Source organism: Kineococcus sp. TRM81007, from assembly GCF_022669155.1.
Lineage (GTDB): Bacteria > Actinomycetota > Actinomycetes > Actinomycetales > Kineococcaceae > Kineococcus.
The window spans coordinates 46,371-61,265 of sequence record NZ_JALBVB010000037.1 but is presented as its reverse complement, the minus strand read 5'-3'; the positions used below and the strand labels follow the sequence as shown (position 1 = coordinate 61,265).

At 76.8% G+C, this 14,895-nt stretch carries 13 protein-coding genes; 3 read left to right on the top strand and 10 right to left on the bottom strand.

Annotation, left to right across the window (positions count from 1 at the left end; translation table 11 throughout):
• Nucleotides 1-317: 317 nt before the first annotated feature.
• Together MN205_RS05270 and MN205_RS05265 are read right to left on the bottom strand one after the other, a co-directional pair.
• Nucleotides 318-1,595: a P-loop NTPase gene (locus MN205_RS05270; protein WP_242125016.1), complete on the bottom strand. Its 1,278-nt coding sequence runs from the start codon at nt 1,593-1,595 to the stop codon at nt 318-320.
• Nucleotides 1,592-2,224 (bottom strand): SAF domain-containing protein, encoded by a 633-nt coding sequence (locus MN205_RS05265; RefSeq protein ID WP_242125014.1) that lies wholly within the window; start codon nt 2,222-2,224, stop codon nt 1,592-1,594. Before MN205_RS05265 ends, MN205_RS05270 begins: the two co-directional genes overlap by 4 nt.
• A gap of 316 nt (nt 2,225-2,540) precedes the next feature.
• Here MN205_RS05265 and MN205_RS21605 point away from each other — a divergent pair, with 316 nt between their 5' ends.
• Nucleotides 2,541-2,768, top strand: coding sequence for a helix-turn-helix domain-containing protein (locus MN205_RS21605; protein WP_242125012.1), 228 nt, complete (start codon nt 2,541-2,543; stop codon nt 2,766-2,768).
• A 16-nt stretch (nt 2,769-2,784) separates the two neighbouring features.
• On the opposite strand, the gene MN205_RS05255 is transcribed toward MN205_RS21605, so the two are convergent.
• Nucleotides 2,785-3,312, bottom strand: a complete 528-nt coding sequence (locus MN205_RS05255) for a hypothetical protein (protein WP_242125010.1) — start codon at nt 3,310-3,312, stop codon at nt 2,785-2,787.
• Between the two features lie 152 nt (nt 3,313-3,464).
• On the opposite strand from MN205_RS05255, the gene MN205_RS21600 reads away from it, so the two are divergent.
• Nucleotides 3,465-4,247, top strand: a complete 783-nt coding sequence (locus tag MN205_RS21600) for a LysM peptidoglycan-binding domain-containing protein (protein ID WP_242125008.1) — start codon at nt 3,465-3,467, stop codon at nt 4,245-4,247.
• A 69-nt stretch (nt 4,248-4,316) separates the two neighbouring features.
• The gene (locus MN205_RS21595; RefSeq protein ID WP_308220238.1) at nt 4,317-4,859 is read left to right on the top strand and encodes an Rv3235 family protein; all 543 of its coding nucleotides are present in this window, start codon (nt 4,317-4,319) and stop codon (nt 4,857-4,859) included.
• Nucleotides 4,860-4,934: 75 nt separating this feature from the next.
• Here the strand turns inward: MN205_RS21595 and secA are convergent, their stop codons facing one another.
• The 7 genes from secA to MN205_RS05210 all read right to left on the bottom strand — a co-directional run.
• Nucleotides 4,935-7,619, bottom strand: coding sequence for a preprotein translocase subunit SecA (secA, locus tag MN205_RS05240; protein WP_242125006.1), 2,685 nt, complete (start codon nt 7,617-7,619; stop codon nt 4,935-4,937).
• A 97-nt stretch (nt 7,620-7,716) separates the two neighbouring features.
• Entirely contained in the window at nt 7,717-10,140 is a 2,424-nt protein-coding gene (locus MN205_RS05235; RefSeq protein WP_242125005.1) for an EAL domain-containing protein, read from the bottom strand.
• Nucleotides 10,141-10,166: 26 nt separating this feature from the next.
• Nucleotides 10,167-11,423 (bottom strand): winged helix-turn-helix domain-containing protein, encoded by a 1,257-nt coding sequence (locus tag MN205_RS05230; RefSeq protein ID WP_242125003.1) that lies wholly within the window; start codon nt 11,421-11,423, stop codon nt 10,167-10,169.
• A gap of 23 nt (nt 11,424-11,446) precedes the next feature.
• The gene (locus MN205_RS21590) at nt 11,447-12,193 is read right to left on the bottom strand and encodes a response regulator (RefSeq protein WP_374115848.1); all 747 of its coding nucleotides are present in this window, start codon (nt 12,191-12,193) and stop codon (nt 11,447-11,449) included.
• Between the two features lie 85 nt (nt 12,194-12,278).
• Nucleotides 12,279-13,025 (bottom strand): ribosome hibernation-promoting factor, HPF/YfiA family, encoded by a 747-nt coding sequence (gene hpf / locus MN205_RS05220; protein WP_242124999.1) that lies wholly within the window; start codon nt 13,023-13,025, stop codon nt 12,279-12,281.
• A gap of 208 nt (nt 13,026-13,233) precedes the next feature.
• Nucleotides 13,234-14,052 (bottom strand): hypothetical protein, encoded by an 819-nt coding sequence (locus MN205_RS05215; protein WP_242124997.1) that lies wholly within the window; start codon nt 14,050-14,052, stop codon nt 13,234-13,236.
• 145 nt (nt 14,053-14,197) lie between these two features.
• A partial coding sequence (locus MN205_RS05210) for an LpqB family beta-propeller domain-containing protein (protein WP_242124995.1) occupies nt 14,198-14,895 on the bottom strand: 698 nt, incomplete at its 5' end.

Here is a 14,895-nt window from a genome sequence, read left to right as displayed (position 1 = left end):
GGGGTTGATTGATTTGGCATCAACACTTGGCACACTGTTGAGTTCTCAAGAACCGGACGCACCAGGAACACCACCCCACCAGGAGCGGCACCACCTGCGCTTTTCGGCTTCACCACCCTACCCCAGCCCCCGGAGCGATCCGACCGGCCGAAGCGAGCAACCCCCACCCATCGACCACCACCAGGCACACCTGAGCACCCAGCAGAAGATCATCAACAAGAAGGGAGTGACACCCGCCACGAGAACCGGCCGGTCACCCGTCCGTTCCTCCCCGCCGCGCGGTGTGACCACCACGTTAACGACACCCCACCAACCGGTCAAATCGCGACCAGCACGTCGGGCACCTCCGGCAGCGGCGGCACCGGCACCTCGTCGTCGAGCCGGTGCGCGAGCTGCGTCAGGGCCTGGCGCAGCGGGCTCCGGGCCGCCACCTCCCCCAGCGTGCGGCCGGCCAGGGCGGCCTCGTCGGCAGCCGCGTCCTCCGGCAGCAGCACCGCGTCCGCCACCCCGGCGAACCGCTGCAGGACCGCGGCGACGCGGCGGGGGGCGGGCGTCCCCACCGCGGAGGCACGCACCCGCGACACCACCGCGAAGGCGGGCACCGCCGGGGCGAGCTCGCTGAGCCGCTGCCAGGCCCTGATCCAGCGCTGCAGGCCGACCGGGTCGGCGGCACCCACCACCAGGACGGCGTCCGCCGCCTCCAAGGCCACCGTCGCGGCGGCGTCCCGGGCGCCGTCCTCGTCCTCGTCCAGCCCGCCCGGCAGGTCCACGACGACCCACTCGGCGACACCCGCGGACACCTCCAGGACGCGGCGCAGGCCCACCGGTCGCAGCTCCGACCACCGCCGCGGGTCCGGTGCTCCCGTGAGGACCGCCAGGTCCGGCAGGACCAGGGCGGCGTGGCGCTGGAGCGCGGCCGCGTCGAGCCTCCCCTCGGTGGCCGCCCGGACGGCCGCGAGCAGGCCCGGGGCGTCGTCGAGGACGCCGAGCAGCTGCGCCACGCAAGCTCCCCGGGTGTCCAGGTCCGCCAGGACCGTCGCCGCCCCGGTCGCGGCCAGCTCGGCCGCGAGGTTCACCGCCACCGTGGAGCGGCCCGTCGAACCGTGCGGTCCCCACACCGCGACGGTGCGGCCCGTCACCGGTGCCGCGCCACCCGGGAACACCCGCTCCCCGTCCGCGGACCCCGGTGCGGGCGCCGCGGGGGCGGCCCCGCCACCGGACGGGTGCACCACCACCTCGGCGGCGGCCGCCACGGCGTGGGCGAGCGCGGCGGGGTCGTCACCGGAGCGCGCGAAGCGGCGAGCGCCCAGGGCCCGCCACCGGTGCTCGAGGGCGTTCGCCGCCTCACCGGCGGGCAGCAGCACCAGCAGGCCGACGCCGTGGCGGCGCAGCGCGTCCACCGCCTCGGCGTCCGCGCCGGGCAGGTCCGCCCCGAGCACGGCGGCGCGGGCGAGCCCCGCTCCGGCCGCCGCGAGCACTTCCGGGAGGTCGGCGCAGCGGCGCACCACGACGACCTCCCGGCGCAGGCCCTCCCACGCCGCCACCAGGCGCGCCTCCACCGGCCCGGGCACGGCGAGCAGGACCGGCAGGCTCACGAGGTCGCCCCCTCGCTGCCGGGGACCGGCACCAGGACCACCTCGGCGTCGACCGCCAGCGCCCGAAGGAGCGGGGGCAGGACGCCCTCCGGGACCAGCACCTCCACGTCGGCCCCCGCGGATCCGGCCAGGGCGGACGAGCGCTGCCGCACGGTGACCACCTCGACGGCCCGCGCCAGCTCCTCGGGGCGAGGCTGCGCGCTCGCGGTCGCCGGGCCGGTCGCCGGGCCGGTCACCGACGCGCCGACGGAGACACCGGTGTCCGCGGGCCAGGCCACCCACACGTCCGCCAGCGCGCCGGTGCGCACGCCGTCCGGCAGCGCACCCTCCATCGGCAGGCTGACCGCCCGGTCCACGAGGTCCACGGCGGGGGTTACCGCCGAGCGCGGCAGCAGCTCCCCGGCCGACAGCCCGCGCAGCGCGACCCAGCCGGCGGCGGGCGCCTCCCGGGCGGGCACGTACGCCGCGCCGGTCGCCGCGTCCAGGGAGACCTGGACCACGCGCAACTGCGCCGCGGTCAGGGTGCTCCCCGCCCCCACGGGGCCGGCCACGGCCCACACGCCCGTCGTGGCACCGGCCGCCTGGACGGTCCTGGCGCCCAGGACCACCGAACCGAGGACCAGGGCCACGCCCACCAGCAACCGGGGCTCGCGCCAGGACGGCGCCCGCAGCCTCCTGGCCCTGGCCGGCCGCGCAGCGGCCCCGCCCGGGCTCCCGCGACCCGCCGCCGGAGTCGTCGCCGGACCCGTCACCGTGCGCACCGCACCCTCCTGCCCCGCTCCGGGCCGTCCGGTCGCGTCGGCACATGGTGACCGGGTGGAGGGTGCGTCCCCCGCCGTCGTCCACAGGTCACCCGAACGGTCCTGGGGGCGACGGGACGCGTGCGAAGATGCGCCTCGCCGCCGCTCGAGGAGCGGCACCGCGCGACCCCGGAGAGGAGACACCGTGCCCAGCCGTTTCCTCCCGCTCGCCGACGTCGCCGAGATGCTGGCGATCTCCTCCGCCCAGGCCTACGCCCTGGTGCGCAGCGGGGAACTGCCGGCCATCAAGGTCGGCGGTCGAGGGCAGTGGAGGGTCGAGGAGTCCCAGCTCGAGGCGTACATCGCCCGCATGTACGAGCAGACGCGCGGGAGCGTGCAGGCCCCCCAGGGGCACCAGCCGCCGCCCTCCTGATCCCCGGTCCCGGCCCTCAGCCCAGGTCGGTGACGTTCAGCACCGAAGCGAACGGCACCGTCACCACGGCCTGCGGGTCCTGACCCGGCACGACCACGTCGACGTGGTCGGCGCCGACCCTGACCAGCCGCCCGCGCACGTCCGCCGCGCGGGTGCGCACGAGCACCTCCACCCGCGCCGCCGACAGCGCGCGCAGCGCCATGCCCAGGGTGCGTCGCGCCACCACGGCGCCGGGCTGGACGCTGCGCGGTGACAACCCCCGCAGCGCGCACACGGCAGCGGTCGGCACCAGCACCTGCCGCCGCAGCGGCGGGCCGGTCACCAGCAGCAGCCACCCCGGGCCGGCCGCACGCACCCGCCCGCTGACCCACCCGCCGTCGGGCAGCTGCACGGACAGCTCGCCGTCACCGGCGAGGAGCCGTCCCAGCAGGTCGACCGCGGCGAGGTCCGCGACCCGCCGGTCGGCCACCTCGGCCTCCTGCTCCAGCCGCCGCACGTGCGCGAGGCGGGCGTCGAGGTCCTCGAAGAGGTCGTCCCAGCGCACTCCTCCACGCTACGGGTGCTCACGGGCCGTCAGCTGCGCGCGGCCGAACGAGGGGTGTGGGTCGCCTGTGCTGGCTCTGAGGACCTCGAGTCGGTAGACAAGTCGCACCAAACGACACCAAACAGCACCCAGAAGGGCCAAAGGGTACTGAAGTGCAACGTTCAACCACTGGGGGACTCCTCCGCCCCGGACCGTCACAGGGCGCCCGGGCTCAGGCCCTCGCCACCCTGGCCGTCGGCGCAGCGCTGGCGGTCCTGCCCGCCGGCGCGGCCTGGGGTCTCGTGGCGCTGAGCGCACCCGCGCTCGACGCCGCGCTGAACGGCACGGCCTCGCTCGCGGACCTCCTGACGGGCCTGTGCGGGGCGGTGGCCGGCCTGCTGCTGGCGGCCCTGGCGGGCAGCGTCCTGCTCGCCGCCGGCGCCGAGGCGCGCGAGCGCTCCCACCGGCCCGGCCGGCGCTCCCCCGCACTCGCGCCCACCGCGTCGCGGGCGGTGCCCGCGCCGGTCCGGCGCGTCGTGGCGCTCGCCGTGGGTCTCGCGCTCGGGACCGGAGCCGCCTCGGCCGCCTCCGCGGCTCCCCGGGCGCTCGACGCCGGCTGGGCGGCCGCAGCACCGCAGGTCCCCGGCCACGCCGTGGATTCCGGCGACACGCACGTCGTCACCGATCCCGGCTGGGCACCGCTGCCCCCGCCGCGCACGGTCGCGGCGGTGCCGGCGGCCGACCTGCCCGGGAACGCCCGCCCCGCCCCGGCCGGCGACGAGGTCGTCGTCCAGCGCGGCGACAGCCTGTGGTCGCTGGCGCGCTCGCTCACCGGCACCGACGCCTCCCCGGGGGACGTCCTGCGCGAGCAGCAGCGCCTGTACGCCGCGAACGCCGACGTCATCGGCTCCGACCCCGACGTGCTGCTGCCCGGCCAGGTGCTCCGGCTGCCCTGAGCCGCCGGCACACCCCTCCCCCGACCCCGTCGTCCCCCACCCCCCCCCACGCCCCACCAGGAGACCCCCGTGCCCGCCTCCGCGGCCCTGCTCGCCGACGCCCCGGTCGTCACCCGCCCCGCACCCCCGGCCCGGCTGCGCCGCTACCCCGTGCCGCCGGCCGCACCGCCCCTGGTGGGCGAACCCGGAGCGGTGGCCTCGGTGCTGACCCACCTGAGCCCCGACCAGGGAGTGCTGGAGCTGGACCTGCCGCGGCGGCGGGGTGCGCAGGCGCCCGCGGACCTGCCGGAGGTGGGCGGGTGGACCCGCGGTTACCTCGTCGTGCTGCTGGAGGTCCTCAGCGGCCACCGGCCCCCGCAGCAGCTGCTGCGCTGGTCGGCGGCCGACGTCTACGCCGACGTGCAGCGGCGGGCGGTCCTGAGCGCGCGGCTGCGCGGCACCGCGACCCCCGGACCGCGCCCGCAGGTGCTGCGGGTGCTGCCCTGCCCGGTCGGGAGCGGCGCGGTGGAGGTCGGCGCGGTCGTGCGCGCCGGTGACCGCGTGCGCGCCCTGGCCCTGCGGCTGGAGCGCCGGCACGACCGGTGGCGCGTCACCGCCCTGGAGGTGGGCTGACCGCGCCGCGGAGACGCCGGGACGCCGACGGCCCGCCGCCCCGGTGGGGCGACGGGCCGCTGGACGGTCCCGGGATCAGTCGCGCTGCTCGCGCCCGGCGGCGCGCCGCTGCGCCCGGTTGCCCGTGGGGGCGTCCGTGCTCGAGGCGTCGCCCGCGTGCACCTCCACGTCGCCCTCCGCGGTGGGCGCGGTGTACTGCAGCTGCTGAGGTCGCAACGGCTTCTCGAAGCCCGGCGCCACCGCCGCGGCGCCGGCCTGCGGGGCCGGCTGCACCTGCAGGGAGAACAGGTACCCGACCGACTCCTCCTTGATGGCGTCGGTCATCGCCACGAACAGCTGGTAGCCCTCGCGCTGGTACTCCACCAGCGGGTCGCGCTGCGCCATCGCCCGCAGGCCGATGCCCTCCTGCAGGTAGTCCATCTCGTACAGGTGCTCGCGCCACTTGCGGTCCAGCACCGACAGCACCACCCGGCGCTCGAGGTCGCGCAGCACCTGCGCACCGAGCTGCTCCTCCCGGGCGTCGTAGCAGGCCTGCGCGTCGGAGCGCATCTCCTCCAGCAGCCGCTCGACGGTGAGGTTGCCGCGGCCACCTGCGGCCTCCACGACCTCCTCGGGCGTCACCGAGACCGGGTACAGGCCGCGCAGCGCCTCCCACAGGCCCTCGAGGTTCCAGTCCTCGCCGAACCCCTTGCCGGTGGCCTGCACGACGTACGCGGTGACCGTGTCGTCGATGAAGTGGCGGATCTGCTGGTGCAGGTCCTCGCCCTCGAGCACCTTGCGGCGCTCGGCGTAGATGACCTCGCGCTGGCGGTTGAGGACGTCGTCGTACTTCAGGACGTTCTTGCGGATCTCGAAGTTTCGCCCCTCGACCTGACCCTGCGCGCTCTGGATCGCGCGGGAGACCATCTTCGACTCGATGGGGACGTCCTCCGGGATGCCCGTGCGGGTCAGGAAGGACTCCACCAGCGCGGCGTTGAACAAGCGCATGAGGTCGTCGGTCAGCGACAGGTAGAACCGCGACTCACCCGGGTCGCCCTGGCGGCCCGAGCGCCCGCGCAGCTGGTTGTCGATGCGGCGCGACTCGTGCCGCTCGGTGCCCAGCACGTACAGGCCCCCGAGGTCGCGGACCTCGTCGTGCTCGGCCTTGACCGAGTCCTGCGCCCGCTCCAGCACCTCCGGCCAGGCCGCCTCGTACTCCTCCGGCGCCTCGTCCGGGTCCAGGCCGCGCTCCTTCATGGCGGCCACGGCCAGGAACTCCGCGTTGCCCCCGAGCATGATGTCGGTGCCGCGACCGGCCATGTTCGTCGCCACGGTCACGGCGCCCTTGCGGCCGGCCTGCGCCACGATCGACGCCTCGCGCTCGTGCTGCTTGGCGTTCAGGACGGTGTGCTCGACGCCGGCCTTGGTCAGCAGGGCCGAGAGGTACTCGCTCTTCTCCACGCTGGTGGTGCCGACGAGGACCGGCTGGCCCGTGGCGTGGTGCTCGGCGATGTCCTCCACGACCGCGGCGAACTTGGCCTGCTCGTTCTTGTAGACCAGGTCGGGCTGGTCCGCGCGGATCGCGGGGCGGTTGGTGGGGATCGACACCACGCCCAGCTTGTAGATCTGCTGGAACTCCGCGGCCTCGGTCATGGCCGTGCCCGTCATCCCCGAGAGCTTCTCGTACATGCGGAAGAAGTTCTGCAGGGTGATGGTGGCGAGGGTCTGGTTCTCGTTCTGGATCGGCACGCCCTCCTTGGCCTCGATGGCCTGGTGCATGCCCTCGTTGTAGCGGCGGCCGGCGAGGATGCGGCCGGTGTGCTCGTCGACGATGAGGACCTCGCCCTTGGGCGAGACGACGTAGTCCTTGTCCCGCTTGAACAGCTCCTTGGCCTTGACGGCGTTGTTGAGGAAGCCGATCAGGGGGGTGTTGACGCTCTCGTACAGGTTCTCGATGCCGAGCAGGTCCTCGACCTTCTCGATGCCCGACTCCATGATCCCGACGGTGCGCTTCTTCTCGTCCACCTCGTAGTCGACGTCGATCGTCAGGTGCCGGACGATCTTGGCGAACTCGGTGTACCACTTCGTCGGCGCGTCGGAGGGGCCGGAGATGATCAGCGGGGTGCGGGCCTCGTCGATGAGGATGGAGTCGACCTCGTCCACGATCGCGAAGTGGTGGCCGCGCTGCACCATCTCCGCGCTGCTCCACGCCATGTTGTCGCGCAGGTAGTCGAAGCCGAACTCGTTGTTCGTGCCGTAGGTGACGTCCGCGGCGTAGGCGGCCCGGCGCTCCTCCGGGCGCATGCGCGAGAGGATGCACGAGCTGGTCATGCCCAGGAAGCGGTAGACGCGCCCCATGAGCTCGCTCTGGTACTCGGCGAGGAAGTCGTTGACGGTGATGACGTGCACGCCCTTGCCGGTCAGGGCGTTGAGGTACGCCGGCAGCGTCGCCACGAGGGTCTTGCCCTCGCCGGTGCGCATCTCGGCGATGTTGCCCTGGTGCAGGGCGGCACCGCCCATGAGCTGCACGTCGAAGTGGCGCTGCCCCAGCGTGCGGCGCGCCGCCTCGCGCACCACCGCGAACGCCTCCGGCAGCAGCTCGTCGAGCGTGGCGCCGTCGGCCAGCCGCTCCTTGAAGCGGTCGGTCTCCCCGCGCAGCTCGGCGTCGGTCATGGCGGTGAAGTCGTCCTCGAGCGCGTTGACCTGCTCCGCGATGCGGTGCAGACGCTTGACGACGCGGCCCTCGCCGGCGCGGAGGACCTTCTCGACGATGGCTGGCACGGGGTCACTCTACCGACGGTCCCCCGCCCACGGGTGCACGGACGGGGCAGACCGGTCGCTCAGGGTCACTTCACCTCCACCGAGAGCACACCGCCGTTCAGCCCACCCCGCCCAGCAGGCGCCGCACGTCCCGCGGCGGCACCACGCGCACCGGCTCCGGCGCGGGCGCTGCGACCGGCCCCGCCCCGACCGCCCGGCCACCGGGCACCTCCGGCACCTCCGGCACGTCCGGCAGCTCGGGCACCTCGGGCGGCGGACCCGCGGCGCCCTCCTCCAGGGCGGCGGGCACCTCCTCCGCCGGGCGCGGCGCCCCCAGCAGCAGGCCCTGCGCCAGCGAGCAGCCCGCCTCCTGCAGGAGCCGCACCTGCTCGGCGCGCTCCACGCCCTCGGCCACCACCCCCAGGTCCAGCGCCGCACCCAGCTCGCACAGCGTGCGCACCGACACCAGCGCACGGGCGCCGTCCGGGCCGTCCAGCTCCGCCACCAGGGAGCGGTCCAGCTTCAACCCGTCCACCGGCAGCCGCCGCAGCGGCGCCAGCGAGGGCCCCGCCACGGCACCGGCGAAGTCGTCCAGCACGACGCGCGCGCCCGTCGCCCGCAGCCCGGCCAGGCGCGCCGCCACCACGTCCGGGTCGGCCCGCAGCAGCTGCACCGGCACGTCCAGCACGAGCGAGCCCGGCTCCAGGCCCGAGGCCGCCAGCGCACGCAGCACGTCGTCGGCACCGGAGCGCGACAGGGCGTGCTGCACCGACAGGTTGACCGTCAGCGCCAGCACCGGCACCTGCCGGCGCCACAGCGCCGCCCGTGCGCACGCCGTGCGCAGCACCCAGCGCCACAGCTCGCCCACCGCGGGCGAGCGCTCCGCCCCCTCCAGGAAGGCCCCCGGCTCCAGCAGCCCGCGGGTGGGGTGCCGCCAGCGCAGCAGCGCCTCCACACCCACCACCGCACCGTCGGCCAGGCGGACCACGGGCTGGTACAGCAGCTCGAACTCCCGCTGCTGCACGGCCCGCAGCAGGTCCTCCTCCAGCTGGCGGCGCAGCGCGTCCGCGTCCTGCATGCCCGGCTCGAAGACCACGACCGTGCCTCGCATCGGGCCCTCACCCGTGGCGGTCGGCCGCCCCCGCTCCTTCGCCCGGTACATCGCGCTGTCGGCGCGGCGCAGCAGCTCCGGCGCCCCGACCTGCCCGTCGGCGACCGCCAGGCCGATGCTGGCGCCGACGCGCACCGGGCGCCCGTCCACCTCCACCGGGGCCGTCAGCTCCGCGCACACCCGCTGCGCCAGCCGCTGCGCGGCCCCCTCCGGCGAGTGGGCGCGCACCACGACGGCGAACTCGTCCCCGCCCAGCCGCGCGGCGAAGTCGTCCCCGCGCAGGCAGCGCCGCAGCCGCCGCGCCACCCGGCCCAGCACCTCGTCACCCGCCGCGTGCCCCAGCGAGTCGTTGATCGCCTTGAAGCCGTCCAGGTCGACGAACAGCACCGCCGTGCCCAGGCCGTCCGCGGCGGAGGCGCGCAGGGCCACCTCCAGGTGGCGCAGGAGCGTGGGCCGGTTGGGCAGGTTCGTCAGCGAGTCCGTGGAGGCCGCCTCCACGGCGCGCACCGTGTCCGCGTGGCTCAGGGCCGTGCTGGCGTGCTCGGCGAAGGCGCGCAGCACCGTCGCCCCCACCGCGTCCAGCGGCTCCCCGCCCGTCTCCACGACCAGCGCACCCACGCCCCGGCCGTTGATGTGCACCGCCGCGGCCGCGGGCCCGCCGGCACCGCCGACCGCGACGCCGAAGCCGGCCAGCTCGGCCGCTGCCCCCAGCGCGCGCTCCGGCTCGATCGCCGGGTCGCCGACGGCGGCCACCACGCGCATGCGCATCTGCGAGCGCGGGTCGGCCAGCACGAGCGAGACAGGCCGGGAGTCCAGCAGCTCCGAGGAGCTGGCGGCGATCTGCAGCAGCAGCTCCGGCAGGGGGCGGCGCCCGGCCACCGCCCGCTGGAAGCGCACCGAGGTGGTCAGGACCTGCTCGCGCTGGGCCAGCGCCTGCTGCAGGCGGGTGCGCTCGGCCGCGCCCCGGGCGTCCTGCTGGCGCAACCACCGCTCGCGCTCGCGGCCGTGCCGGGCGAGGACCACCAGCCCCAGCAGGCGGGTCACCAGCTGCACGACGCGCAGCTGGGCGGGGTCCACGGCGGTGTCGCCGGCGCGCCCCACCACGACCCGCACACCGGGCAGGTCGGGCACCGGCACCACCACGGCGCGCACGCGCCCCAGGCCGGGGACGGCGAAGGTGCCGCAGCCGTCGCGCACGACGCGCGCCAGGCCGCGCTCGGGGAGCACCTGCCCGCCGAGGCCCACGCCGCCGTGGACGTGACCGCCCTCGCAGACGGCCACCACGTCGGCGTCGACGAGGTCGGCCACGACGGCCGCCGCCCGCGTCAGCACCTCGCGCTCGTCCTCGCCGCCGGACAGCTCCGCCAGCACGTGCTCGAGCAGCTCACCGGCCTGCTCGACCCGCCCGGCGGTCACTTCGGAGACGTCCACGGCGACTGTGTCGGCCGTGCCGCGGGTCACGTTGAGCCGATCACCCCGACGTGACCCGAACGCCCCACGGCCCTTGACAACCCGTCCGCCAGGTCCCCGCGGTCCGCGACCGCCACGGCGCCCAGGCCCAGCCAGCGCGCGAGGTCCTCCAGCTCCGCGGCGAGCTCGTCCACCGCGCCCGGCGGGGCGCCGGGCTCCACCCACGCCGCCCGCACCCGCAGAACGCCCGGCGCCGCTGCCCGGTCCGCCTTGAGGTCCACCCGCGCCGCGATGCGCTCACCCAACAGGAACGGCAGCACGAAGTACCCGTGCACGCGCTGCTCGCGCGGGACGTAGAACTCCAGGCGCAGGGTCGTCCCGAACAGCTCCTCGGTGCGAGGGCGGTGCCACACCAGCGGGTCGAACGGCGTCAGCAGGGCCCGGGCCCGCACGCGAGGGGCCCGGGCGTCGACGTGCCGGTACGCCGGCCGGCGCTGCGCGGAGGGCCACCCGCGCACGCGCACGGGCACCAGCTCCCCGGCCTCCACCAGCTGCGCGACCGCCCTGCGGGACTGCTCCGGGCGCAGCCGGAAGTAGTCCCGCAGGCTCGGCTCGCGCGCCACCCCCATCGCGCGCGCGGCGATCGACACGAGGCCACGGACCGCCTCCTCCTCGTCCGGGTCCGGCGCCGCGGCCACCTGCGGCGGCAGCACGCGCTCGGTGAGGTCGTAGCGGCGCTCGAACTGCCGGGTGCGCCCGGCCGCCGAGATCGCCCCGGCGAAGAAGAGGTGCTCCAGGGCGCGCTTGACCGCCGACCAGTTCCAGCCCCAGTGGTCCGTCGGCCGCACCCCGCCGGGCGCGAGCGCCACCTCCACCTGGCGCGCCGTCAGCGGCCCGTGCGCGGCCACGTGCGCCAGGACGGCGTCCACCAGCTGCGGCTGCTCCACCGCGACGCTGCGCACGCTGCCCCAGGCGTCCTGCGCGGCGCGGCGCATCCGCCAGCGCAGCAGCCGGTGGGTGGACGGCGCCACGAACGAGGCCTCGTGCGCCCAGTACTCCACCAGCCGGCGCGGGCGCCGCTGCGCGGCACGGTCCACCAGCTCGCACGGGTACGGGCCCAGCCGGCTGAAGAAGGGCAGGTAGTGGCTGCGGCACAGCACGTTCACCGAGTCGATCTGGACGACGCCCAGGCGCTCGACCACGCGCGCGACGTGCGCGGCACCGGGGGACGCGGGCCGCCGCGCGGCGAAGCCCTGCGCGGCCAGGGCCGCGCGGCGCGCCTCCGCCGCGGAGATCTCCTCCACCGCGGGCGGCCCGGGCGCCGGCGTCAGGACAGCTCCACGATCTTCTCCCGCACCGCGTAGACGACGGCCTCCATGCGCGAGTGCAGCTGCAGCTTCTCCAGGAGGTTGCGCACGTGGTTCTTCACGGTGTTCTCGCTGATGCCCAGCTCGCCGGCGATCTCGCGGTTGGCCATGCCCCGGGCCAGCAGCCGCAGCACGTCCAGCTCCCGGGGGCTCAGCCGGGGCGCTCCCACGACGCCGAGGCTGCGCTCCTCGTCGCGCCGGCGCATCGCGGCGAACTCGCCCAGCAGCAGCCCGGCCATCTTCGGGGTGATGAGGGACTGCCCGGTCACGACCGCGCGCAGGGCGTCGGCGACCTCCTCGGCGGGCACGTCCTTGAGCAGGTAGCCGTTGGCGCCGGCCCGGACGGCGGCGAACAGGTCGGCCTCCTCCTCGGACGAGGTGAGCATGACGATGCGGGTGGACGGCGCCACGGCCTTGATCTCGGCGCACGCGTCGATGCCGGAGCGGCGCGGCATCCACACGTCCATGAGCACCACGTCGGGCAGGAGCTCCTCGACCCGCCGCACGGCCTCGGCGCCGTCAGCGGCCTCCCCCACCACCTCGATGTCGTCCTCGGTGGACAGGACCATCTGCAGGCCGCGGCGGAACAGGGAGTGGTCGTCGACGACGACGACGCGGATCGCGTCGCTCCCCGCCTGCGGGCTGCTGCTGGGCACCGGGTCTCTCCTCCTGACGGCTGCGGGCGCGGACCCGCCGTGCGGGGGGATCCTGGCACGCCCGCCCGCCGCGCACCGCTCGTGGCGCGGCGACGGGCCGGCGGGAACCCCCGCCGGCCCGCCGCGCGGGTGCGCCTCAGCGCAGCGCGGCACCCGCCACGGCCGACAGCGCGCCGTCGGAGGACGCCGGCGCCGCGCCGTCCTCGTGCACGTCGAGGTGGATCACGCCGTAGTCCCAGCCCCGCCGCCGGTAGACCACGCTGGGGCACCCGGAGGCGGCGTCGACGAAGAGGTAGAAGTCGTGGCCGACGAGCTCCATCTCGTACAGCGCCTGGTCCAGGGTCATCGGACGGGCGTCGTGCGTCTTCTCGCGGATGACGACCGGCGAGGCGTCGGCCGCGTCGTCCACGTCGTCCACCGAGTCCCGGGGCGGGTGGGAGTCCGCCATCACCGCGGGCGTGGGCACCTCCAGGTCGGCGGGCGGCTCGACGGCCGGCCGCGCGAGGGCACCGGCCAGCACCTCGTCGCTCAGACCCGGCGCAGCCGGCTGGCGCACGCTCTCGGGGCGACGCCGGCCGTGGTGCACCTTGCGACGGTCCCTGGAGCGCCGCAGGCGCTCCATGAGCTTGGTCGCGGCGAGGTCGAGCGCGGCGTACGGGTCGTCCGCGCAGGCCTCGGCTCGCACGACCGGCCCCTTGTCGCGGACGGTGATCTCCACCCGCTCGCAACTGGCCAGCTGGCGGCGGTTCTTCTCGTGAGACAGCTCCACGTCGACGCGCTGGGCGCGCGGCGCCAGCTGCGTCACCTTCTCCAGCTTGGCCTCGACGTGCTGCCGGAACCTCTCCTTGACCTCGGTGTGCCGTCCGGTGACCACAACTTCCACGGGATGCCTCCCTCGTTCGCTGGCGGCACCGGCCGAGGGGCCGGCCCGCCTCGGACCGTCACCTCGTGCCGTGCACCACCCCCGGGGGGAGCGCACGCACAGGCAGCCTCCGGGTGCGGGGCGCACCCGCCCACCGTGCGCACCCACCACTGGGCACGGCACGGGACGGGTCCGGCGGGACGCCGGGTCCGGCTGCCATGCACCAACGCTAGTCCCCGCACCCCCGCTCTGCCCACGTGTGCCGCGCCGCCACCGCCGGATCCGCCCCGGCGGCACCGGGCGCGGCGGGCGCCCCGGGCGGTGCGGCGGCGGTCAGGCACACCACGCCGCGCACGGCTGCGCCCGCGGCGCGCAGCGCCCGCACGGCCTCGGTCGCGGTGGCCGTCGTGGTGACCACGTCGTCGACGACCACGCAGGGCGCCGCCGGGACCGGGCCGCGCACGGCGAAGGCGCCGGCGACGTTGTCGCGGCGCCCACGGGCACCGAGCAGCGTCTGGTCGGCCACGCGGCGGCGCACCCGCAGGGCGCGCACCACCGCGGTGGGCCGGCCCGCCGCCCGCTCCGCGTGGGCCGCGCGGGCGGCGAGGTCCGCGACGAGGTCCCCGCCGCGCGCGCGACGGCTGGCGCGGCGCGCGGGCACCGGCACCAGCAGGACCGGCGCTCCCGGCGGGGACGGCGGCGGCAGGGCGCGCACCGCGCCCGCCAGGGCGGCGGCGACGACGGGGCGCAGCTCGGCCCGGCGGCGCTCCTTGACCTCCAGGAGGAGCTCACGGGCCGGACCGGTGTGCGCGGCGGCCGCGCGCAGCGGCGTTCCGTCGGCCAGCCGGAGCTCCAGCGGCGCCGCGGCCAGGGTGCGCGCGCACGAGCCGCACCAGGCCGTGCCGGGGTTCGCGCAGCCGCCGCAGTCCGCGGGCCACAGCAGGTCCGCGGCCGCCCGCAGCGCGGCCCCCGGCCCGCGGGCGCGGCGAGGGCCCGGCGGGTGGCGGGGCACGGGCAGCAGGCCGGCGGCGTCCCGGGGATCAGTCACCGCGCCAGGATCGGCGCGCGCCCGTGCACGGCGGCGGCCGTCCACAGCGGTGACCGGTCGCGGTCCGGCGGCGGGCGGCTGTGGACACCGCGAGCCGCGACGCCGCGAGCCGCGGCGCCGCGGATCCCGCTGCGGGCGGCGGGCCTCAGCCGGGGTAGGAGGGGTGCCGCCCCCGGGCCAGCTGCGCCCACCCCGCCCCGCTGCGCACCAGCAGGCGACCGTCCGAGGTCCCCACCACGACGTCCCGGTCGCCGGAACCGGCCGCCACCGACTCCCCGCCGGGCACGGGCGCCAGCAGCTGCACCGGGCCCAGCACCTGCGGCAGCAGGACCAGCGGGTCCCCACCCGCGCCGGGGCGCACGAGCAGCGCCACCCGGTCACCGCCGAGCCAGGAGGCGTCCAGCACCCGGCCCGCACCGGGTGCCAGCTCCGGCGAGCCGGGGCCGAGGCGCACCGGGCGACCGCCCCCGTCGCGCACCACCGCGTGGACCCGCACCCGCGTCACCCCGCCGCCGTCCTCGGCGACCACCAGCAGGCGGGCACCGTCACGGGACGCGCGCACCCGCAGCAGCCGCCCGCCCAGGCCGTCGGGCGGCTGCTCCACCGCGACCGGGGGGACGCGCGGGTCCGCCGCGGGCAGCACCGCCGGTGACGCGCCCGGCGCGGCCGGCACCACCCACACCCAGCCGTGCCGGTCGATCGACGGCGGCCCCAGAGCGCCCGCCGCACCGGCGACCGAGGCGGCGTCCAGGCGCACCGCCGCCCCGCCCGCCGCGGTGCGCCGCACCCGCAGCGCCCGCCCGCCCGCCTCCAGCCACGCGTAGCAGGAGCCGTCCACGGCGG